This window comes from Novipirellula rosea, from assembly GCF_039541335.1.
GTDB classification, from domain to species: domain Bacteria; phylum Planctomycetota; class Planctomycetia; order Pirellulales; family Pirellulaceae; genus Novipirellula; species Novipirellula rosea.
In genome coordinates this window covers 526,105-550,069 of the sequence record NZ_BAABGA010000035.1, presented here as the reverse complement: position 1 = coordinate 550,069, position 23,965 = coordinate 526,105, and the positions used below count along the sequence as shown (strand labels likewise).

Below are 23,965 nucleotides of genomic sequence, written 5' to 3'. Positions count from 1 at the left end.
TCCGGTCGCCTTTCCAGTTCCGACAACAAAGCCTCGTGACACTTTTCGAACCAGTGGCTTGTCAATTCGATTTTCCGAATCGTGTTAACGGTTCTGGTGCTCTCACAACCCGCGGCCGTGCGGACACTCGATTCACGTTGCAAACATGGCATTGCCCTCAAGCAAGAAGTCGTCAAGACTTTCGGTTTCCTGGGCGATTCGTCAATCGTCATGGGAGCATCCGAAACGGTAACGGACCCGGCCCTCGATTCACACCAAGTCAGCAAATCAACCCACCGATGAACATGAACATTTTCCTGCGACTGATCCCGCTTCTCTTGATGATCGCAACCGCGACTGCGGCCGACTCCAAACCACCGAACATTGTTTTGATCATGGCGGACGACCTCGGATGGAAGGACCTTCATTGCTACGGCAACGAGAAGCTAGACACGCCCAACTTGGATCGGTTAGCAGAGCAAGGTTTGCTGTTTACTGATGCCTACTCGGCAGCCCCCGTATGTACTCCGACACGCGCGGCGCTGATGACCGGAGAATCACCGGCGCGTCTGAACATTACCAATCACGCTGGAGGACACCCACCGAATTTTCAAAAGCCTGGGACGGATTTGATCACACCGATCTGGTTGCGACACCTACCGCTGGAAAGGGTAACGCTGGCCGAGCAACTGAAGGCAGCTGGATATGCGACCGGCTTCGTTGGAAAATGGCATCTCTCTCAACGTAGCCGATTTGATACCAGTTCCGACCAGGACCAGCCGACCGAACCGGAATTGCGCCCCGAACATCAAGGCTTCGATATCAATATTGGAGGCTGTCGTTTCGGAGGACCCCCCAGCTATTTCAGTCCGTATGGGATTCCTAACCTGCAAGGCAAAACCGACGGCGAATACTTGCCGGACCGATGCGCCGATGAGTGCATCCGCTTTATCGACTCCGCTCAAAGCGATGGGGATCGCCCGTTCTTTCTTTGTTGGTGGAACTACTCGGTTCACTATCCTTTTCAAGCTCCCGACGATTTGATTGCCAAATACGAAGAAAGAAAGGGACCGGGCGTCAAGAATCCGACTTATGCTGCGATGATTGAGGGGATGGACCAAGCGATCGGCAAGCTGATCAAGTCCATCGACGAACAAGGTCTCGACGAAGATACCCTTATCATTTTCACTTCGGATAACGGACCGTTCGCGACCGACGTGCGACCATTGCGTGCGGAAAAAGGCTTCCTGTATGAAGGCGGAATTCGGGTTCCGATGATTGTCCGCTGGCCAGGTCATGTCCGCCCAGCGACGCAAACGTCGACGCCGGTGATCACGATGGACATCCATGCAACGATTCTTGACGCCGCGAATCTGCAGACCGATTCCTCCAATACACCCGATGGTGTCTCGCTGCTATCGATGCTGGAAGACGAGTCCGATTTGGAACGCGACTCGATCTACTTTCACTACCCCAATTACGCTTTTCACAAACAGAATCGATTGGGAAGCGCCATTCGCTCAGGCGACTACAAATTGATCAAGTATTACGACGATGACTCGATTGAACTGTATGACCTGAAGAACGACATCAGCGAATCCCGCAATATCGCGGTCCGAATGCCAGAAAAAGCGGAGCAGCTTCGAACCAAGTTGGAGGCGTGGCTGAAAGAGACCAACGCCAGCCAGCCTCAGCACGCCAAGTGAGCTTCCGCCAACCAGTGAAAGCCTGCGGCGAAACTTTGGGACCGCCTGGAAACGCACGATGAAGACTGGCCACTGCTCACTCGATCGGTGGCTAGTCGCGTGGTTCTTTGCAGGGAGGTCCACTGCAGGGCCGTCCTTTGCACATCCGCCAGAGGATTGTTACCTAACATTTCGATGATTTGGCCGCGAAGATCCCGGCGTCACCTGCGCCGCTAATAAAAACATCCGAGAAACTGCAGCCACACCACGTCCCTCCCTTTCGCTCTCTGGCGGAGGCCCGCCGAAACTCTTGACGGGCTGTTGATTTAATCGAAATGTAGATTGCACTGGTGAGCCGTGGGCCGTAAGGCACCGGGTAATGCGAGGAACCCGGCCGCTCACGCGTCACGGCTCACTAAATCAACAGCGCGTTGACGAGTTCCGCTACGAAATCATTTGTTGCGTTGCGTGGAGCGATGAAACTAATCGAGCACGGGAATCGCAAAGTCGGCGGGTTCGATTTGGGCTCGCAATGTCTCGATCGTTTTTCTGACGTCTTCGCTTGAATACGACGTTGACGATGAATCACCGATTGCATTCAGCTCGGATTTGTTCATCCAACACTCCACCTGAATCCAAGTGGCAAGTTCGTCCGCCACGGCTTGGTGGTCACGAGCAATCGTCAGCGATTTCATCAAGCATGCTGCGGTTTCATCCTGATCCTTTTGCGAATCCGCCAAGTGTGCTTTCTGACGCCACAATTCCGGCAACGCGAAACGGTCTTCGAAGGCGTCGGCGGCGTCCAAACCACGACGAATCGCCTCTTCCGACGCCGCTAAATCGCCGGTCTGACGTTTGGCAGAAGCCACATAGCTCATGTAGAGCGGCATCGCCAAGCGGGCGCCGGTCATCTGGTAACGCTGGATTGCGTCATCGAGCGTTTCGTTAGCGGATTGCGGGTCGCCGAGGCAAAGCAATCCGCCCGCACGGTACAACATGCCCGTGGTTTCCCAGAAAAAGAACGCTTGTTGCTGCGAGACTTCGATCTGGCGATCGGCCATGCTCACGGCCTCGTCGCCGCGTCCCATCGACACCGCTAACCATGAATGATGATGCAGTGCAAAAGCGACGCTAAAGGGATGATCCAAACTCTCGGCCAATTCCAAGCCTTGACGCATCGAGGCGATCGCGGATTTTGGTTGGCCCATATGCCACTGATTGAGCGCCAGATAACACAGGTGGGCAACGCCTGCGTGTTGGCCGGTACGACGAAGATGAAAGAGTGCTTTCTCTGCATCGTACAGCTGCGATCCCTGTTTTGTGGTCTGCAGCGACGAAGCAAATTCGGCGTGATAGAATCGGCCGATCGCATCGATAAACAACGCCTCGACGCGAGCGCCATCGTCATCGATCTGTTCGGCCATCTGCATGATCGCTTGGCCTATTGCGATGCAAGGCATCACATCATCACGCACAATTCGCCACGAGCCTTTGGCCCACAATGCGTGCAACTGAGCCATCGGATTGTCGAGCTGCTGGCAAAGCACGGTTCGCCGATCATAAATGGATTCTAGATCCGGCGATGCATAACCCATGATCGATAGGATCGCGATGCCTAGTGAGATGTTGATCTTCAGTTCCAACTCGTCTCGCGAAGGCGATTCTGGCAACCGCTCGATCAGGGATAACCCTGCTTTTAGATGTTCGGTGGCTTCTAAAAACGCCCCGTTCGCGACGGCGGATGCCCCGGCCACCTCCCACCATTTTGCGGCCTCGGCGTCCATGCCCGCTCGCGTGAAATGGGACGCCAATACCTCGGGTCGCTGGGCCATTGTATCGGGGAACCGGCGGACGATGACGTTAGCGATGCGATGATGAAACTCTTGTCGCTGGCGACGAAGCATCGCCTCGTACGCGGCGTCTTGGATCAACGCGTGCTTGAATTGAAACGTGCAATCCGGCAACGTCCCACGTCGATACAGTATTTCGGCATCGGTCAAAATAGCCAACTCGCGTATCAGCGTCACGTCGTCCAGTTCGGCTACCGCACTGATCATTTCGTAACTGAATTCGCGTCCTAACGTGGCTGCTAAACGCACAAATCCTTGATCGCCGCCGGCCCGATCCAATCGTGCCGTCAACAGGTCCTGAAGCGACGATGGAATTTCATCGCTGCTGCGTGCGGTCAACAGTGAGGAGCCATGCGAATCGGCAATCGGTTTATCGTCGGTCGTGCCCGATTCGGCCAGCATTTTGGCGTACTCTTCGACGAACAACGGAATACCGTCGGTTCGTTCGATGATGCGAGCTAGTGTGCCTTTGGCAATATAGTCATCGCCCAGTCGTGATCGAACAATCTGGGTGGCTTGCGCGCGAGTCAAGCGGTTTAGTGCGATCTGACTTTGATGTGCTCGACTCGTCCAGGGCGTGGTAAACTCGGGGCGAAAGGTTTGCAAACACAGGCAGGGCGAGTCCAGCGGCTGATCCGCGATCCGGGACAAAATCTCCAGTGTTGATGGATCAATCCAGTGTAAGTCTTCGATGATAAACAACAGAGGCTGTTGCTCGGCCAGACACATGATCCAGTTCAAGACGACGGTAATCGTCAACTCTTTCTTTTTGGACGACGCAATCTTGGGAGGGCCTAATTGCGGGTCCGCAGGAAGCGACAGCAATTCCAACAGGATTGGCAGCGAATCGGATCGCGACAGACCGATCGATTTCAGATGTTCGTCCACCCGGATCCTCCGGGTTTCGGCTGGCGAATCGGGATCGAGGTCCAACCATCGTATAATCGATTCCTTGACTGGCTGAAACGCACTGGCGGTGTGATAAGGCGAACATTGCCACTCCAAAATCGGCGGCGATCCTCCTTGTGATTTACGATTCGCGAGGAATTGTTTCGTCACATATTCCTTGATGATTTGGATCAAGCGTGATTTTCCTAAACCCGCTTCACCAATCAAGGCGACAAGTTGTCCTACACCTTCGGACGTCAATTCCCATCGATCAATCAACATGCTGACTTCTTGATCACGCCCCACCAGCGGCGTTTGTTGTACGGTATCGGCGATCTTGTCGGACATCGATTCCGGACGCCGCGCGCAAACACGATGCAGCAATGTGGGTTGGTCGTCACGCAGCCCGCAGCTAACAGCAAGCGGCTGCGTATCAAAATGGTGGGCGACCAAACGCAATGTGTCTTCGCTAAGAACGACTTCGTTGGGTTGAGTTTCGCGGTCGATTTTGGAGACCAACGAGAGGACGTCGCCAACCAAATTTTGCGTGTCGCCGCCCATCACGACGATCATCCCGCTGTGAATTGAAAGCCACAGGTCCAATTGGATGTTGGTGCGACCACGCGAACTCTCTTGGCGAGCTCGAAAATGTTCGTTGATATCGATCGCCATGTCAGTCGCTCGACGAGGTGCATCCTCATAACTCAGCGGATAGCCAAAGCAGACTGAAAATTCTTGGCCGCCACGGTATAAAATGCTGCCGCCATAGGCTTCGGACTTTTTATTGACTGCCTTCTGTAATTCCGCAAGCAGTTCAATCTGATCATCAGGGTCCATCCCGGCTGAATCTTGGCAGCGGGCAACGGCATTGATTCGCAGCACCGTGACGTGTCGCCGCCCCGACACCGTTGAACCTGAACCTTGCGATCCCGAGGTGGATTTGTTGCTGTGCGTCGATTCGCTGGGCGGTTCGCCCGCATTCGGGAAAGTGCTTTCGTCGGTCGGGTCCTTCCAAGCGAGGTTGATCCCTTCGGCGTGAACGTATGGTCGGGTCGGGGCTAAATTCTGGCCTTCGTTTTCCGCATAGAACCCATCGGATGAATCCAATTTGGTATGAGAAACCAAGAATTGGTTCAGCCGATCCGCGAGGTCTTGCCCGGTTGAAAAGCGTTTTGAGATCGTCCGAGACATCGCCCGAAGACAGATCCGCTGAAGGGCTTCAGGCACATCGGGTGCGAGTTGTCGGAGTGGCTGCGGATCGTCTTGCAAAATCTGCCGTCGAATCTCGTTTTTGTTTGAACTTCGAAACGGCAGGCGGTTTGTCAAAAGCTGGTACATCAGCACGCCCAGCGCGTAAATGTCCGTACGCCCGTCGATGCGGTGGGCCTGGCCTTCGACTTGTTCGGGCGCCATGTACTGGACCGTTCCCATAATGTCGCCGATCTGGCTGCCGTCGTTTTCCTCGGCGATCGCTAAACCGAAGTCGACTAAAACGGGACCGCGATCTTTGGTCATGATCACATTGCCTGGTTTGACGTCGCGATGGACGAGCATCTGGGAATGCGCGTGCCCAAGTGCCGACGCCAAATTTGCAATCAAGTTTGCGGTTTCGATGGGCCCGATCGAATGCGAGCTAAGGTAATCGTAAAGCGTCGGCCCTTCGAGAAACTCGGTGACGATGTAGACTTTGCCATTTTGTACACCTACATCAAATACCGAAACGATCCCTGGGTGTTGCAGCTTGGCAAGATTCAACGCTTCATCAAGATATTTTTGCGTCCTTTCGGCGCTGCCCTTTTCCGCGCGAGGTTTAGGGACTTTGATCGCAATCTTGCGTTTCAATGTCGGATCGTAGCCTTCGTACACCCATCCGAATGTACCTTCGCCGATCATCCGAATCGTGCGATACCGGTCCCCAAACGTCATTACCGTTTTATGGGTCGTGTTGTGTTCGGTAGGCTCCATCGCAAGTTCTTTAAATTTTCGTTCGCAGAAACGGGCAGTTAGCGATTGCTAATCCTTTGCCGATGTTTCTGGTTCTCTAGCTTTTCGTCCTGCTTCGGCAAACGACTCGGGGACCGGGCCGGCCGGGCCCATCGATTTCAGATATTCCAGTATCTGCATGCGTTCCTCATGCGATAATCGTGGCCCAATCACGCCGTTGCCCAGTGGCAAGGCGTCAAAGGCGTGTCCTGTGTTCAAGTTCCCCTCGACTCGGGTGTCGAACAGGAACGCTCCGGGAACGGCTTCGTCTTTGTAACCCAAATGAACCGCATCATATTGCCGCGTCCCTACGTAAAAGGTTTGATCACGCTGCTCAGGCGGGCAAAGCAACTGATAAATCGTACGCACCGAACCGTTATGCAAATAAGGAGGCGACGCCCAAATACCGTTCAGCGGGCGGGGGCGATACTCGAGGGGGTTCCTGGCCCCCGGGTTACGGTGTCCATCATAACGCTCGCGGGTATCTGTCGACCACCCCTGTCGGTCATAGTGTCGTTGGGCAATCGCAACGGTCACCCGCTGTAGCGCCTCGCCCACCGACAACACGGTGGCGGGATATTCGGTCGTGTCGGCCCCTTTGACCGGCGAGTACCAATCCTTGTTTTCCCATTGCTGGTTCTTGTAAAGGCCTTTGGTGACCGACGGCAGCACCGATTTTCCGGTGTTGACGTAACGAGAAAAGAAGTTTGTCGCCTGTCCCGGGTCGGTGCCTACCTTGCCAATATTCACCCCCTGTAAATTCAGGAAACGCGCCCGCTTGCTTGGTGGTTTCCATTGCCATGACATCGAATACGCGTCATTGGCTACCCAATTCGGAGCCTCCCAAATCTCGTCGGTGTCCAGCGCGGGTAGATGACACGATTGGCACAGGTCGCGGTACAACGCGGCCCCGGCGGCCGCTTTGGTATGGTTGATCGCTCCCATTACCTCCACGGGCCAACGAGGTGATTGCAAACCTTGCAGCGGCGCGTCACCAGCCAATAACGTTTCGATTTCGTGCAGCCCCTCGATATCGACCGTCGAGTCTAAAAAGCGTTCCGAACGCGGATCCAAATTCACTCGTGCTCGCACGCCAATTGCTTCGCCAATATTGCGGACCATCGGCTGTTCTACCGAACCGTTGTACTGGGCCCAATCGAACCAAGGCGAATCCCAAAGCGGAGGGAAACGAACCGGTGCGCTGCCGATTTGTAAATTGTCATTGTCCAGTTGAGTGCCAAATACGAAGTTTGCGATTTTGGCTAACGCGTCGGTGCGGCCGTAGCCACCGTCGTATCCATCGTAGATTTCGCGTGCTGCATTGGCGTCTTTTTCAGCCAGTCCCTGTTGTAAAACTCGGTTGACGCTTTCTTTCAGCTCGGCACGCTCGTCCGGCGTGTGGTCCTCGCCCAAAACTCGATCGGCAAACCGATTGAAGCGAAGTGGATTTTTGATCGTCAACAGAAACGCAGCCCCCACTGCGTTTTGAAATTGCTCTAGATCGATCAGCCCTGCGGCCCCGTCGATTCGCAAATGATGATCCGCGTAATGAATTTCACCGGTGTGACAAGCTGCGCAGGTCAGCCCAACCACTCGCTGTTTGGATCCATCGTCCGGCATCGTGACATCGTCAACGGCAAACCCCACCGGCAAATTAGACGCGTTATGTTCCTGGCTATGAACGTCTTTTAGGAACCCGAATCGGGCCAAGTAGTCTTGGTCCGACATCAACCCTACGCGTCCTACGAACTTGATCGTGGGTTGTTCAAGCGCCATGAACCAATCGGCGTTCATCAGCACGGTCCCTTGGGAAGCATGGTAAAACTTGTCGCGTTTTTCCGCCGACCAATTCTGGTTCAAGTAGGTCACCGGGGCGTCGATGGTCGGCGGCGGCGACAGGATCCGGAAACAGAAGGGTTTCAGTACGGTGAACAACACGGCTGCGATTGCCACCGTGATGATGCCGCCAACGACCGGTGCGGTCCCGATCAACCGAGGTTGCTTCGCCGCATCGGTGGCCGTGTCGGCAGGATCATCCCCCTGATTCTGCTTGGCCTTTAGTCTGCGTTTGATTGCGTCGCCTTGGATCACATGCTCGATCGTCAATCCGATCAACAGCATCATGCCGCCCAGCTGAGCTTGGTCATGACGCACCAAATACAACCACGCAATTCCTCCGAGTGTCTCCAGCACGGTGATCACCGTCGCTTGCCGGGACGCAACAAAATTCAACCAACTGGTTTGCGATAACAACCCGAGTTCGATGCTGTGTTCGATTTGCTCGCCAACAAAGAGCACCAGAAAGGCGGCGGTCCAGCCAAAATAGTGCTGGGCAAAAACAAATGCAACCCAGACGGAAATTTCGCTCAGGCAGATCAATAACAACCCGATCAGCTTCTGCCACCACGTTTTGTGATCCGCCGCGATCCCTACACTGCCGCCAAAGTTCTCTTTGACCCAATACAGAACCGCAACTCGCTCGACCAAAAATCCCGCCCATAAAACGACGGTGGCCAACACATAAGACGACTGATCAAACAGCAGCAGCCAATAGTACAACGCGATAAATTCGCCAGCCGTGGCAATGACAAAGGGAAGGCGAGCTTTCAGGGTCTGCCGAACCGTATCGAACATGTGGTTACTCTCTGATTTCATTTAAAGCTATGCGGTGCCCCCCCATTCACTAAGCTCGAGTGTAGTTGCTCGCATGCCGTCGATGATTTGCGACGGCAGTGATCCACGAAAAATATGCAGAAACGGGAGTTGAAAAATCAGACTAACCGGCATTCGTTGCTGCCCGGCGGTGGTGATGGCGAATTATTTTTGTGGCCGACACCACCACTAAAACGGCCTGTGTGTGGGAATGTCGAACAAAACCAGTTATTATGGATGCTCGACGTACCGATACGTCTTGAAGCCGTCGGCGGCACCGTGGTTGCCAACCCTTCGGTCCTCGGCTTGCTACATTCCGTCCAACTATCCAAGCTATCTCACCTATAGGAATTCACTTGATGTCCACCCCTCTGTCCCCTAATCGCCGACGTTTTCTGCAAGGAGTCGCTGCGGCTGGGACCGCTACGGCTCTGTTTCCTTCGACCCGCAGCGCCTTTGCCAACGAGTCGCCAAACAGCCGTCCGGTTTTTGCCACCATCGGACTACGCAATCAAGGTTGGGCGATCACCAGCAAGTCGTTCAAATTTGCAGACTTCGCTGCGCTAGCGGATGTTGATGCCAATGTGTTGGGAGCGAACGTCGAGAAGGTTCAGAAGAATCAAGGCAAGAAGCCCGATTCATACAAGGACTATCGCAAGATCTTGGATCGCAAAGACATTGATGCGGTGATGATCGCCACTCCGGATCATTGGCACACCAAGATCTCGGTCGAAGCGATGTATGCGGGCAAAGACGTCTACTGTGAAAAACCGTTGACGCTGACGATCGCCGAAGGCAAGTTGATCGAAAAGGTCGTCAAAGAAACCGGCCGCGTTTTCCAAGTCGGCACGATGCAGCGATCCGAATCGAGCCAGCGTTTCTTGCAAGCGGTCGCATTGATCCAGCATGGCCGGATCGGAACCGTCAAGAAGGTGACTTGTGGGATCAACGGAATGGAAGCATCTCCGGTCATTCCGGTCGCTCCGGTTCCGAGCGAACTGGATTGGGATTTCTGGCTCGGCCCGGCACCGAAAGTCGAGTACCGTGCGCTGCCGGAAATGCGTAAGGGCTATGGCGGTGGCGTACCGTTGTACAGCAATTGTCACTACGCGTTCCGAAACTGGCACGAATACGCCGGTGGTAAATTGACCGATTGGGGTGCCCACCACGTCGATATCGCATGCTGGGCACTCGGCGCCAGTGATACCGGGCCGAGCAAAATTTCGCCGCTCGAATACACGTTGCCGGTCGAGCACAAGGATGGTTATCCCGTCGTCAACGACCAATACAACGCGGCGACGAAATTCAAGCTCCGCGTCGACATGCCTAACGATGTCGAGATGATTATTACCAGCGAAGGTGACAACGGCATTCTATTCGAAGGCACCGAAGGACGCTTCTTTGTTAACCGCGGCAAAATTGTCGGCAAGCCGGTTGAGGACTTGAAAGACAATCCGCTGCCTGAGGGAGCGATCGAAGAGGTTTACGGCGGAAAGGTCAGCGCGAATCACACTGCGAACTTCATCGAAGCGATGGAATCACGCAAGCAACCGATTTCCGATGTTTGGTCGCACAACCGGATGTTAGAGATTTGCCATCTGTCGAACATCGCGATGCGGCTGGGCCGAGATTTGAACTGGGATCCGAACAAGCGAGAAATCGTCGGCGATTCCCAAGCCAACGCGTTCCTGGCCCGCGAGAACCGCAAGGGCTACGAAATCAACATGTAGTTCGACCTAGCGGCTATATTAACGATCGCGAAACGCGAGCCATCCAGCAGCAGGGCAATTCCCTGTACCGGACGGTTCGCGTTTTTTCTGCTTGACGCGCTGCGTTTGTGTGACCGAATCTGTGTCGCCAAACGCAGCGCCCCGCCTATTGAAGGAACTGCTGATGATGTTGAAAACTTTCCGCGAGTCGCGTAGTTGGCTGTTTGTGCTTGTGACGTTGGTTCTGTTGCTCGGCAATCGGTTGGGCGATACCGGGGCAGTCGTTTTTGCCGAGGAGCCATCGACAATTCAGCTTCCCCATCGCATTGCAGACAGCTTTTCCAATTTAGCCGATCAAATCACGCCTTCGATACAGTGGGACGCTTCGACGGTTGCGGAACATCGCCAATGGCAGCAAGAATTGCAAAGCGTCGTTGTCGATTTGTTGGGGACGATGCCAGAACGGGTGCCGCTGGAAGTCAAATGGACCGAAGAGAAGCAATTCGACTCCTTTACCCGGCACAAAATTTACGTTCGCACCGAGCAATCTTATTGGGCTCCGGTCTACTACTTTGTGCCGCACAAGCGACCCGCTCCGCTGCCCGCGATCGTTTGCCTGCACGGCCATAGCGGGATCCAGCCGTACATCGGAGAAGGGAAAAACGAAGCGGATTTGAAGAAGATCCAAGAGAGTCAGCTCGATTATGCGGTTTTCTTGGCCGAGCACGGTTACGTGACGGCGGCAATCAACGTCCGCGGGTGGAATGAAACGTCGGGAAATCAGGATGCGGGGATCAAGGGACTTCCGCGAAGTTGCACCCAGATGACCATGGATTCACTGCTACTTGGGATGACGCCGCAAGGATTGCGTTGTTGGGATGCCATGCGGGTGATCGATTTTCTGCAAAGCCGTGAAGACGAAGTGGACCCTGAAAAGATTGGTGTCGCGGGACTTTCAGGTGGCGGCACGTTGTCGATGTACTTACCGGTACTAGACCAACGCGTCAAAGTCGCGCTGATCGCAGGGGCGTTTTCGACCTATCGCTCGTCGATTTTTCCGATTCGCCACTGCATCTGCAATTGCTTGCCAGGGATCATGCAGTATGCCGAGATGGCGGATGTGGTCGCCTTGTACGCTCCCCGTCCTGTGCTGCTGATCAACGGTGTGAGGGACCCCATCTTCCCAATCACGGGGGCGCGTGAGGGGTTGGCGACGCTACAGCAAGTCTATGCGCTACTGGGCAAACCCGACAACATCGACGCAGACTTCTTTGACGGTGGCCATGCGTGGTCCAACAACAAAACGCTCGAGTTTCTACAGCAGCATTTTGGTGAGGCCACGACACCATAATAGCAGCGAAACATTTATACTCGGCGTTTGCTGTAGCGAATGTCGTCAAGACTTTCGTGAGTCGCCGCACAGGTCGAAACTCTTGACGAGTTCCGCTACGCTAAAATTTAGATGTGACAAAGTACTCGACGCGAAATCCGCCAGCCCTCTCGCCCCTCCATCGCCGAAACATTCGGTCTCTCCGGAAAGATATCATGCCTGAAAAAAGTTTCACCGCCGCACCGTCGACGTATTCTCGCAGTTTCGCTCGTCGCCGCTTTCTTGAATTCTGTGGTCTCGGTGCTGCATCAGCCATTTATCCGCAGATCGCCGCGGCATCCGAATCCGCTCGTTCCGGAGGCGAAAGGCATGTCGATGTCGTCATCATCGGTGGTGGTCTGGGCGGTTGTGCCGCGGCGCTCGCAGCAACCCGCATGGGCAAACGGGTGTTGTTGACCGAACCGACCGACTGGATCGGCGGACAATTGAGCCAACAGGGAGTTCCGCCGGACGAACACAGCCATATCGAGACGCATGGATGTACGGCGAGTTATCGTCAGTTCCGCGAAAATGTTCGCGATTATTACCGCAGGAACTATCCGCTTACCGAATCGGCCAAGAACAATCCGCGGCTCAATCCCGGTAACGGCAACGTATCGCGACTTTGTCATGAACCGCGAGTCGCTGTCGCGGTGCTGGATGCGATGTTAGCACCAGCGGTCAGCGCCGGGCGATTGACGGTCATGCTCAACACCAAACCGGTCAAAGCCGAGGTGGATGGCGATCGTGTTCGATCCGTCACATTGATCAACGATCAAGGAGCGGAGTATCAGGTGACGGCGCCGTACTTTATCGACGCCACGGAACAGGGCGACTTGCTGCCGCTGACCAACACCGAGTATGTCACGGGAGCCGAGTCTCGGCACGAAACCGAGGAATCGCATGCTCCCGAAAAAGCCGAACCCGACAACATCCAAGCGTTCACTTGGTGCTTTGCGATCGACCACATCGATGGTGCGGATCACACGATCGATCGACCCAAGCAATACGATTTTTGGCGGGATCATACTCCCGATTTGACGCCGCCGTGGCCGGGGAAACTTTTGTCGCTTCAGTATTCCAAACCGAACACGCTGAAACCTCATGACCTGGCCTTCGTGCCGCCCACCAAGGAGGCACCGCCGCCGAAAACCAAAGCACTGAACCTGTGGCTGTATCGCCGTATCATTGATCCAGCAAATTTCCTGCCAGGCACGTACGACAGCGGGGTGGCGATCGTCAATTGGCCGCAGAATGATTACATGCTTGGAAATTTGATCACGGGCGACGAGCAAGAAATCGCCAAACATCTCGAAGGCTCGCGTCAATTAAGCCTATCACTGCTGTATTGGTTACAGACCGAAGCACCTCGGCCCGATGGCGGGACAGGTTGGAAAGGACTTCGTTTGCGTAAAGACATCATGGGCACCGCCGACGGGTTGGCCAAGTATCCGTACATCCGCGAGTCTCGCCGGATTCAAGCCGAATTCACGATCCTCGAGCAACATATTTCGAGGGCCGACCGGCAAGCCGTGGCTAAAAATGCTGGCGATAAAGTCACGGCGGCTCCGTTTCATGATTCCGTTGGGATTGGTTATTACCATCTGGATCTGCATCCCAGTTCCGGCGGCGACAACTATATCGATTTTTCGAGCGTCCCGTTCCAGATACCGCTGGGGGCTTTGATACCACGACGAACTGAGAATCTGATCGCAGCTTGCAAAAACATCGGCACCACTCACCTCAGCAACGGATGTTACCGCTTGCATCCTGTCGAGTGGAGTATCGGTGAAGCCGCAGGTGCGTTGGCCGCCCATTGTCTGGATCAACGCGAACGTCCTCGTGGCGTTCGGAATCAATCCAAATCACTGACGACATTTCAGAGCGTGCTAAAAGGCCAAGGCTTTGAACTTGTTTGGCCAACCTGATCGCGACGGCAGCCTTCCTGTAGCGGAATTCGTCAAGAATTTCGGAGGGGCTTGCGCTGGGCCGCTAAAACTCTGGTGTGGACGTCGGAAATTGCGCGCAGCTTTTCTTCCGGCCTATAACGTAGTCGCCTCTCCCTAGCCTACAAAGACTGCTGTTATAGTAGCAGGCGCATAGGCCGGAGGCCGAAACATGACCTGCCGTTGGCGTGAGCCAACGGTTTCGGGGTGGCCTGGCGCCGTAAGGCCGGAGGCCGACACACTGGCCGAGATTGTGTCGCCCGCTGGGCTATGTTTTCCCACCTCCACTAGCCGGTGGCTCACGCCACCGGCAGAGGGTGTGCCGGCCTCTGGCCTGTAATCAACGCTACTAAATCAGCAGTCTCCGAAGTTGGTGCAGAGGTGGCAGGAAACTACCGCAAGCAAAAATCACAAGAACCCCAACGTTTCAAGCAGTTAGGCAGGAGTCTTTCAATAGATTGCCCGTTCTACCAAACGCTGTGAACCATTTGGAGATCGCAAATTACGGCATTTGCGTTCCGTAGATACGTTCGCCAGAGCGTGGATGATTGCCGGCCAATACGATTCACCACCTTCTGGCGAAGGTAGCCACGAGAAAATGCTTCACAGCGTTGCGTTTTTGCGCTAGCCACGGTTCCGGCGCTGAACCGAGGCCAGCTCACTAACTGCTAACGGGGTTTCACCCAATGATTCCTGGCTAAATGCCTAGCAGTTCGGGCTTGCGCCTAATGCCATCTAATTTGTTGGTAAGCTCGCGGCGATAAAATCGTGCCATTGGAAACCATCGGGAAGGTGGCGTTGGCCCGCGAATTCGAGGTGCAAGATCCGTCGGTGTCGCGTCGTGCCTGGTTTCGATGAACCGCTGCTGTGGCTGATCAATGGCCGCATCGCCAACATGTCGCCCGCCGCGGCATGAATTGTCACCGCGGCCTCGATGCCCGCGCCTTCGCTGGTACTCGAAACATGAGAACCGGGGATCACCCGTAACGGACCGTTCTCGTCCGTGACGTCGTCCAGGTGCAAACGCAGCGTCAGCATCTGTTGCAAGACATCGTCATTTGCTACGACGTGAGGTACACCTGATTTGACGGTGGGACGCGAGAATTTTGCCGAGCGATACGAGTTGTCCTTTACCGCGATCGCGGTGTCTTTATGCCAAGGCAACGTCCAAGTCCGGTCGGGCGGTTTGTCGAAAAACAAGACACGTACCAAACCAAATTGATCGCCCAAGATGCAGTTCAAGATTTCAAACGGTTTGCCTTCACGCCAGAATGTTTGGATCTCCGGGACGACGTCTAACAGGTTGCGTGCCGCATAAACGTGACCGCGACTCGATCGTGCTCGCTGCACTGCGGAATCCACGATAAATGCCTGCTCGCATGCAGCACTCAATCGCCCGACAGTTTCCAAATCCACTGCGGCTTCGATCTGGGTGAATCCATTGTCGTGGATCTCCGTGGCGGCTTGTTCGTTCATCAATCGTCCGTGTTTTCAGCTTGCGAATTGCTGGAAAAGGTCTTCACCACGCTGCTTGCCAGGGCAATCATTTTGCCATCACGCGACCATTCGCCGCCGGCGACCGCAGCCATGCGGCGTTTCTCGAGCAGCGGATGTTCACACGGACTTCCATCGCGATGGATCATGAACATCGACATGCTGCCATAGGCTGGATCGCTGTCGCCGAACATGATCCGGTCTCCGTCGGGATGCCAGGCGATGTTAGCGTAGTTGCCGCCCGTCAACAGCGTCTCAAAGAGTTGCTGTGATCCATTGACGCTGACGACCGCCAACTCACGTTGCCCGGTGTGGCGATTGCTACCCACGAAACAAAGTTCTTTGCCGTCGGCGGACCAATCGAAATTCCAGTAGATTTGAGAATAGCGTTCCGCGAGGGTTCCCGTCAGCAACGGGCGTTTCTGATTCGTTTTTAAATCGAGTAGGAACAGATTGTGTCCTTTGGTGTCATTGTCGGTAAAGGCAACTTGATCGCCGAGCGGCGAAATTTGGATGCCCCATCCCGATCGGCTGATGACACGACGGTTGCTGCCGTCAAGGTTCATCATCATCATCCCCTCGAGCGAAGAATACGCGATTTGTTTACCGTCAGGCGTAAAGGTCGGCATCAATCCCAGCCCCAGGTCACGTAGACCGGTACCGTCAAAGTTCACAATAAAGATGCGGGCTGACCGCGAGGATCCGGTCCACGTGTCAAAGGCGATCTTGGTCCCATCGGGTGAAAACTCGGGTGATCCATGGTTGCCCAAGTCGTCAATGCCTTTGGTGATCTGTCGGATCTGGCTGCCGTCAGCGCTTGCAACAAAAATTCGGTTTTCACCGTCCGTGGCTCCAATTTGTGATAGCTGTTCGGAACGAATTTCAATCTTTCGCCAATTCACCGTGGCAAGCTCGGCACGCTGTGCTATCGCCACCAAACGGAGCTTCTGCGTCGTTGCGTCTGGTACTTCATAAGTTTCAAGGTGACGGAATTGCGAACTCGTGTCGTCTTTGATCAACAAGTGCAATTGTTTCCCGCGACGCGCAATCCGCATCGTTCCTGATGTCGATTCCCATCCCAACGGTTTGTTGACGACGGTCGGTCCGCCGTTGGGATTTTCCGTCTGCAGCACCGAGTTGATGACTCGCTTGCCACCACCGTGTTCGTCGCGAGAGAGACGGGCGCTTACCGGATTCGCAGAGACAAAGGGAACAATCAATCTGGCCATTGCCACTTCGCCCGACTCGACCTTTAGATCGCTGTAGTCCAGCGAGACATCGAAATCCCCTTGCATTTGCAAATTGCAAACGATCGAGGACTGAGACCACTTGTCCGGACTACGGATTGCAAATGAAATCCCTTCGCTCGAACGCGTGATGGTCGCATTCTGTTGTCCCTCGATCGCGAAGAATTCAGTTGGCAACCCATCGCGTGTGAAGTCGTGTGAAAATTTCGACTCCAACTGATCTCGCGTCGCATCGAGCTGTACAACCGTCTGGTCCGCAAGCGGTTGGCGATCCAGCGGAGGCAACTCTGAAGGCCAATCACCACGAAGCATCACTTCTTTGACTCGCGCCGATGACTGATCGGCGTAATAAAACAGCCCAAACGTGCGAGCGGTGTTGGCATCAAGCGGACCGACATAGATGGATTCGCGATTTAACTTTAATTCGATCGTGTTACCACGAACGAGGATCTCCATCGCGTTCCATTGGTTGTTTCGCAGCAGATCGCCGGGTGCCGTCCGCTGACCTTCAGGACTCTCACGACGATTCATTTTGTTGGCAAATGTTTCGTCGTATCTGCCGTCGGTAATCGAGTGAACTGCAACACCATTTTGTTCCAAGAGAAAGGCGGTTCGATCGATCGCCGGATGGATCGTAGTTTCCCCCTCGGAGTAAAAGAACTTGTAACGGATCGAAGCATCTTCGCACACGGGACGCTGGTAATACAGTAACTGCTCATCCCCGGTTCCCGCAGACTTCGTACTTCGTTGACCAACGATCTCGCCATCCTGCCAATGCCAGGGTACATGTTGGCCTGTCACATCGTGATGGTAATAAGACCGCCAACCGGAGCTCCCCCCGGTATCAAGCCGCACCACCTCTGGAATCGTGGCATCGCCGGTCACTCGCAAGTCGAGCAAGCGAGTCGACTGTTTGTACACCTGACGAATCGCGATCCAAGGGTATCCCGGCTGAACAGGCTGCTGCAAGACTTCGCGTCCATTGGCAAACACCGTGCACACCCCGTTTTTCACCGAGAAACGTTGATGCAGTAGATGGCCTTCGGCGGACAAATCTGGATCGATTTTCGTCAAGGTGAGCGGGCCATCGATCGGACCGTTTCGGATGTTCCATCTGGATATCTGGTAGCACTGTCCGCCGATCACGACCTGACATCCCGTGTTATTCCGCAGTGAATGCTGAAACTCGAACTCAAAGTCGCCTTCGAGCGGATAGCGATAAAAGATTTGTTCGATCCCGTGGCCACCAATCGCTTGAATTCGGCCTGGCTTGGCAATCCAAGTCGCTTTGCCGCCACCGGCTAAACGCTTCATCGCATCGACTGGCGAGGACGCAACCCAAAACGGAGGTTCGATTTGCGGTAGGTCCACATCCTCGGCCTGAATTGCAACCTCAAGGAATTGCAAGACATTGAGCAATTCGATTCCAATTGCATTCGCATCGTTGAATGCCGCAGGTTTTAGAATCGTCAACAAATCCGCCAGGACGCTGGCGGCGTCGGGATCATCCGCAAAAGCGTGAGCCACCAAGACCTCGGGCCAAAGTTGATCGGGCGTCTGGTTCGGTTCTTCACTCACCCATTTGTAAATCGCCTCAAGACTTTCGTGTGCGTCATCAACGTCTCCTTGGGCCGCTTGAACCAACGCCAACATTGCAGCTTGAGCACGCTTTTGCTGGAGCGTGTCGTCCGGACTCTGTTGAATCTTCGTCTTCAGTTCCGACAAACGCCCCAATTCATTGGCCGTGGAAATGAGTTCGGTCGCGGGGGCGATCAAATGATCACGTCGATGGTGGCCGGCGTTGTGTTGATGTTCGCCAGCGTCGTCGCCAGCGTCCTGGGGAACGAAATGGCCATCGAGGCGAAAGTTCCGATGCGAGGATCCTGGCAACACCCAGTCGGACAGGAATTCGTAGCGTTGTTCAGCCTCCATTTCACTCGCTAAACGGATGACTTCTCGGGTGTTCGAACGCAGAATCGCCTCCGGGAAAAGATTCGTTGCCGAATGGAGGGCAATTTGATCGGGGGCGCCCTCAGGTCGCAACCACTTATCGACGTCGATGGTTTGTGGCCAATCGCCGCTCAACTTTGCCGCACGCACCCGAACCGTCTCTTTTGAGGGATCGTGATAGAATCCGATCCGTGTGTCATCGAGCTCGTCAATCGCTCGTTCGTAGATCAACGTATGGTTAAGGGTGACACTGACGTTGTCGTCGCGACGCCTCAGCACGACATGATTCCACTGGTTGTCTCGTAGCGGTAACGGCCGGGGGCCTCGCCGTGCGAGCGGTTCCAGCAGGGCGTTGTCAGCCGGTAGCCCCGTCCAGTCCGATTCTGCGTCGGTGACCCAGTGGGCCTTCACCCCGGTTGGCTCGATCAGAAACACGAGTCTTCCAAGTGCAGGATGGACCACCTGATCGCCAGTTGAAAAGAACTCGTATTCGAATGTTTCCTGACTAAGCAGCGGACGCACGTAGCGGAGCAGACGTTGACGCGGAGGCGAATCCGTTTGCGCGCTTTGCAGCACTCCTTCCGCGACTGTCCACAGCGCGTCATCGTTTTGCTCTGCAACCGTTGACCATCCATTTCGCGAGTCTTCGCCGATCATCGAAACCTCGCGGAGTACAACCGGGGATCCCGACAATTTTAGGTTGCGATAGCGATGGTTTTCCATGCCCTCGCCGTGCAACAACAACCAAGGCGATGCATCGGTCGCAGCTGCATTGCGAACCGGGTGTCCGTTGACCCAAAACCGAACCGTATCCGCTTGTCTCTCGATGGCACGACGATTGAGCTCGAACCGACGATATCCCTCCCAGCCGACGTCGAGTCCACCATAGCCCACGTAATTATCATCGCGACTGCCGGTCGCAAGCTGCTCCATTTCAAAGCGAAAATCTCCGCTAATCGGATAGCGGTACAGAATCGACGACGGTCCGGCGGTTGCCTGCGTCAGATGCCCTTCATGCATATACCAATGTGAATTTCCTGGTATTCGAATCCAGTCCTGATTTAGCTGAGAGGATTCTATATTTGGCACCGCAACGGAACGCAGCTGAATTTCTCGTGACAGCTGTTTCAGTGAAATCGGGACCGATTCGGATTTGTCCAGCAGCGTCGAAGTCGTATCGACAAGCGTGGCGTGTGATTCGGAGTCCGCAGCGACGGCGGCAACAACCACGGCTTGCATTGCGCTGGAATCGGGTTCTGTTTTCAGTCTTTCGATCCAGGCGCCTTTTCGTTCCTCGATTGTTGTTGCATCCACCCCCCGTGCCCCGGCAATCGAAAGCAGCAGTGTGAGATAGTCTGCGTTTGCGTCTGACCTCAGGTTCACTTGCTGAGTCAACTCGTGCAGACGTCCGATTTCTTTGGCCGTGTCAACCAGTAACCAAGCTGAGCTAAAAAGCCCTTTTACCTCGCCAACGCTAGGAGTTGCAAACACATCGGCCTGAGGTCGTTTCCCGATCGCACGAGCGAATTCACGTGGCGGAGCTTGGACGTTGCAGAGGCACGCAAAGCAAGCGACATCCTCTGTCGCTGGTTCCGGCAGCGTGAAAGCTTTGAGTATTTCATAACGCTCGTCGGCGGACAGTTGCAGCAAATGCCGGTTGATCGTTGCTGCCCGCCCGCCGAGCTTGTCCGGCTGCACCGGATCGAACATCGCAACCGATTCGCGGAGCGATTGCACAAGATTGGCATCATCGATTGCCTCGAGGCTTAGGTTTTGAGCCTGGACTAGACTCGCAGACAGGGTGATTAGGATAACGGCAAGGATTCGGTTCAAGAGATTCGTCCACCTAGGAGGTTTCTACAGGTTTGGGGCCGAAAGATTCGGCGGGCGATGACAGAGCATCGATGGCACGTTACTTAAACGAGCTTTTTATCTTATCCGCGTGGAGCGTCAATTTCTTCAACAACACGGTCGTTTCATGGCCTTCGCCGCTTGTATGCAGCATGATTCGAAGATCACCCAGTTGAATTGGAGTCTCGCCGACATCAAGACGGCCAAGCATCGTTGGTTGCAAATCGTTGACATCTTGTACGAGAAAATACGCGATCCCTTTTCGCCGTGCAATTCGCAATTGATTTGCCTCCTTTAGAGGGACCGTCGCCAACTCTTTGTAATCGAATCCTCCGCTTGGGTTAACACGACGAATTTGGATTTCACCCGTGGTGTGACCTCGATCCGACTTGGCAAATTTTGATTCGATAGTGTTTTTATCCAGATTCCGGAATTCGGTTTGCAAATAGACCACTGACTCGCCACCAGGACTCGCATTTTGAAGTTTTTTGATGTCGATGTCCACCGAAACGTCAAAGTCTCCACTGAATTCAACGTGGGGCACCACCGCATGTCCTTGCCAAGTGTCGAACCCGGGTGCAGTGACAAGCAAACCGTCACGCGTCGTTCGAAATTGCGTGTCCTGGCCCCACTGGTCGAACTGTTTCGACGAGTTTGGATCCGCGAAATCAAGTTCAACGTGATCACGCAATGACTCGCGGGAATGATTCAGCTGTGCGACGGTAAAGGAGGGGACCGTTGCAAGTCCCGAGAGAGCTTCCGCACGAACGCTGAGCGAATTCCATAGAACATGGGCGTGTCCTGGTTTGGTCGTTTCGATGCACAGTTGCAAGTTGCCTGGCAACACCGAATCTCGGGGCACCGTTTCGGTATGGAGAAAGCGATAGTGCGATGAATCCGCGTACGCAAACAGATAGTGAAGTTGATCGCCGCGTCGGATAAGTCGCAGTTTGCCGCTGTTCGTCGCTTCGCTTTCGAGCGTCGGGAACAACCAAGCCCGCTGGCCACGGCGTGTATGAAATTTGGCGGTTTGGATGACCTGTTGGCCAAATTGCTTCTTTTCAAAGCGTGAAAATTTACGATACAGGCAGCATTCTGTCTGCTCGTGCTCAAACGCCACCTTTAGGTGGATGTTTCCGTCGCCCCCTTCGGCAATCGCTGCGTCGAATCCATCAAACACGGCGACGATGTCAAAATCACCGTCGATTCGGAGCTGGGGACTGATCTGGTTACCGATGTGATAGTCTCGGCCCGTATGCCGAATTTTGATGCCATTTGTCAGTTGATCAAGGTGATCACACCATCCTTCTCCGGAAATTAAAAACTTGTCAAGCGACAGCCCCTGAGCAAAATCGTATTTAAAAGTTTGCAGTAGCTCTGAAACTTCCAAGATCGTTTCGAAGGTCGTGTCCGCCAATTTCTGATGATGCGGTGAAGGCAACGATTTAGGCCAATCGCCACGCCAACGGATGTTCTTCACCGCAGCGGCACTGCTGTCAGCATAGTGAAAAAATCCAAACGTTCGCAGAATGGTTGGCTGAAGTTTTCTTTCGAAAACAAGTGCACCGTTGAGTTGGATGTTCACGACATCCCCTGAGACAATGAGTTCAACGCGATTCCATTGATTCTGTTTTAGCGGCAGCGTCTTGTCGCCTCGCTGGTTGACGGATTTCACGAGTGCGTTGGCTGGGTCGATCCCCGTCCGCTCGTATCGTCCGTCGCTGATCCAATGCTCTTTGACTCCGTCGGAACCTATTAGAAAGACGCACCGATCAAGCGCAGGATGCACTTCGAATTCGCCTTCTCGATAGAAAAAGTCATAAGCAATCACACCGTCCTCAATCATCGGACGATGGTATCGCAGCAAGCTTTCTTGAAATGACCCGTTCAACTCGGGATGTTGGACGCCCTGCAACACAAGTTCGGGTGAGTGACTGGTTGGATCGAATTCCGACGCCACGAAGTCAGACTCCGGGGTTAAACGCCATTCACTTTCTTGATCATGTTGTGACGGCTCGAAATAGGAATTCCAACCAGGCAAACCTGGGTTTGTCGCCAATTCAATTTCTCGAGGCACGATCGGGGCTCCCGAAATTCGCAAATCGCGGACCCAACCGTGCGTGTACCAATAACTGAATATCGATAACCAGGGATCGCTTTGCGATACGCGAGCTTGAAAAACATTGCGTCCATTGATCTCGGTAGTACGTACGCCATCTTTGACAATAAGCCTGACACGCATCGATTCGCGAATCTCATCGAGTGCCGGGGCGATGGAAATTGCTTCGTCATCCCCAGCAAATTGACCATTCAAAATCGTTTTGTGATCAAATTTAGGTCCTGCCCAGATTCCTCCGTAGCCCAACCGCGTCTCTTCGTAGTTAAACGCGCTGACGTTGGCTTCGACGACAAAGTCACCCATTAGCGGAATGGCGTAATAAAGGTAGTCTCGATCGTGCCCCTTCACCTTGGACGATCGCCCCGATTGGGACAACCACTCAGCCGACGGATACCCCCGTCCATTGGTTTCCGAAGTTGATCGAGTCACCGGATGCCAAGTGGCGGCCGAATGCAATAAATTTTCCTCCGTGGATGCGTCTACTTGCATCTTCCGCTTTAATTGAGACAGCCACGCGAAAAGATGTCTTCGCCACGGTTCGCTGTCGTTCAAGTTTTTCTGATCGGTCAACTCACGAAGACGAAAAGCGAACGCATACGCTTGATCCTGCAACTGCGGAACGTTTGCAGCACTGGAGATCACAACCATCTCCGGGCCTAAACATGCGTTGTCGATTGGCCGAGTGCATACCCAACGATCCAATTCTCCCAATTTTTCCTGAGCGGAATCAAACTCGTTCAGCGCAATCGCGATCAGCACCTCGAACGCCAGTGATTCTTTGGACTCGACACCGCGGTTGGTTCGTCGAGTTTCCAGCAGAGACTCGAGCTCTGGAATCTTGCCTAGATCTTTTGCGACGCTTACTAATTGCAGTACCGGCGCGATTAGTTCGCCCCCTAAACAATTCGACTGGCTACGATCGCGTTCGCGAGACTTATTTGACAGAGCGTTCAGTCGAAACTCTTTGGCCACTTCCGTGCTAATCGAAGTTGGAGAGAAGTCAAAATCAATGCGAATTGTCAATTCGTTTGGTGGGAAGACCTTGTCTCGGAGCACGCGGTACTTCTTGTCCGCTGTTAATCGATTGATTCTTCGACTTAACTCCAAGACGTTTGCAGTATGCTGTTCTCCGAAAATTGTGCTTAGAGCGATGTCATCGTGTTTCCGCTGACCACCGAACTGAGCAGTTGTGACGGTAGGAAAAACGAACAGAAAAGCCAGACAGAACAATCGCAGAGAAGGT

9 protein-coding genes are annotated in these 23,965 nt (G+C 54.2%); 4 read left to right on the top strand and 5 right to left on the bottom strand.

Annotation, left to right across the window (positions count from 1 at the left end; genetic code table 11):
• Window positions 1–284 precede the first annotated feature (284 nt).
• Window positions 285–1,685, top strand: a complete 1,401-nt coding sequence (locus tag ABD971_RS14695) for a sulfatase (RefSeq protein ID WP_345323226.1) — start codon at window positions 285–287, stop codon at window positions 1,683–1,685.
• A gap of 461 nt (window positions 1,686–2,146) precedes the next feature.
• Here ABD971_RS14695 and ABD971_RS14690 read toward each other — a convergent pair whose 3' ends face one another.
• Window positions 2,147–6,367, bottom strand: coding sequence for a protein kinase domain-containing protein (locus ABD971_RS14690; protein ID WP_345323224.1), 4,221 nt, complete (start codon window positions 6,365–6,367; stop codon window positions 2,147–2,149).
• Window positions 6,368–6,415: 48 nt separating this feature from the next.
• A complete protein-coding gene (locus ABD971_RS14685) occupies window positions 6,416–9,019 on the bottom strand; it encodes a di-heme-cytochrome C peroxidase (protein WP_345323222.1) in 2,604 nt (867 codons plus the stop codon).
• A 377-nt stretch (window positions 9,020–9,396) separates the two neighbouring features.
• Here ABD971_RS14685 and ABD971_RS14680 point away from each other — a divergent pair, with 377 nt between their 5' ends.
• The 3 genes from ABD971_RS14680 to ABD971_RS14670 all read left to right on the top strand — a co-directional run bounded on the left by ABD971_RS14680 (window position 9,397) and on the right by ABD971_RS14670 (window position 14,043).
• Window positions 9,397–10,767 (top strand): Gfo/Idh/MocA family protein, encoded by a 1,371-nt coding sequence (locus tag ABD971_RS14680; protein WP_345323220.1) that lies wholly within the window; start codon window positions 9,397–9,399, stop codon window positions 10,765–10,767.
• A 163-nt stretch (window positions 10,768–10,930) separates the two neighbouring features.
• Window positions 10,931–12,097 carry an alpha/beta hydrolase family protein gene (locus tag ABD971_RS14675; protein WP_345323218.1) on the top strand — a complete coding sequence of 389 codons (1,167 nt, stop codon included), beginning with the start codon at window positions 10,931–10,933 and terminating at the stop codon, window positions 12,095–12,097.
• A gap of 194 nt (window positions 12,098–12,291) precedes the next feature.
• Window positions 12,292–14,043, top strand: a complete 1,752-nt coding sequence (locus ABD971_RS14670) for an FAD-dependent oxidoreductase (RefSeq protein ID WP_345323216.1) — start codon at window positions 12,292–12,294, stop codon at window positions 14,041–14,043.
• Between the two features lie 753 nt (window positions 14,044–14,796).
• Here the strand turns inward: ABD971_RS14670 and ABD971_RS14665 are convergent.
• The 3 genes from ABD971_RS14665 to ABD971_RS14655 all read right to left on the bottom strand — a co-directional run bounded on the left by ABD971_RS14665 (window position 14,797) and on the right by ABD971_RS14655 (window position 23,745).
• Entirely contained in the window at window positions 14,797–15,537 is a 741-nt protein-coding gene (locus tag ABD971_RS14665; protein ID WP_345323214.1) for a phytanoyl-CoA dioxygenase family protein, read from the bottom strand.
• Window positions 15,537–20,585 carry a DUF1583 domain-containing protein gene (locus tag ABD971_RS14660; protein WP_345323212.1) on the bottom strand — a complete coding sequence of 1,683 codons (5,049 nt, stop codon included), beginning with the start codon at window positions 20,583–20,585 and terminating at the stop codon, window positions 15,537–15,539. The genes ABD971_RS14665 and ABD971_RS14660 overlap by 1 nt, the downstream gene beginning before the upstream one ends.
• Window positions 20,586–20,664: 79 nt before the next feature.
• Window positions 20,665–23,745, bottom strand: coding sequence for a DUF1583 domain-containing protein (locus tag ABD971_RS14655; RefSeq protein ID WP_345323210.1), 3,081 nt, complete (start codon window positions 23,743–23,745; stop codon window positions 20,665–20,667).
• Window positions 23,746–23,965 lie beyond the last annotated feature (220 nt).

Excerpts from the sequence above, each read along its gene's own strand:
- ABD971_RS14695 (WP_345323226.1), top strand. The coding sequence starts at position 285 with ATGAACATTTTCCTGCGACTGATCCCGCTTCTCTTGATGATCGCAACC.
- ABD971_RS14690 (WP_345323224.1), bottom strand. The coding sequence starts at position 6,367 with ATGGAGCCTACCGAACACAACACGACCCATAAAACGGTAATGACGTTT.
- ABD971_RS14685 (WP_345323222.1), bottom strand. The coding sequence starts at position 9,019 with ATGTTCGATACGGTTCGGCAGACCCTGAAAGCTCGCCTTCCCTTTGTC.
- ABD971_RS14680 (WP_345323220.1), top strand. The coding sequence starts at position 9,397 with ATGTCCACCCCTCTGTCCCCTAATCGCCGACGTTTTCTGCAAGGAGTC.
- ABD971_RS14675 (WP_345323218.1), top strand. The coding sequence starts at position 10,931 with ATGATGTTGAAAACTTTCCGCGAGTCGCGTAGTTGGCTGTTTGTGCTT.
- ABD971_RS14670 (WP_345323216.1), top strand. The coding sequence starts at position 12,292 with ATGCCTGAAAAAAGTTTCACCGCCGCACCGTCGACGTATTCTCGCAGT.
- ABD971_RS14665 (WP_345323214.1), bottom strand. The coding sequence starts at position 15,537 with ATGAACGAACAAGCCGCCACGGAGATCCACGACAATGGATTCACCCAG.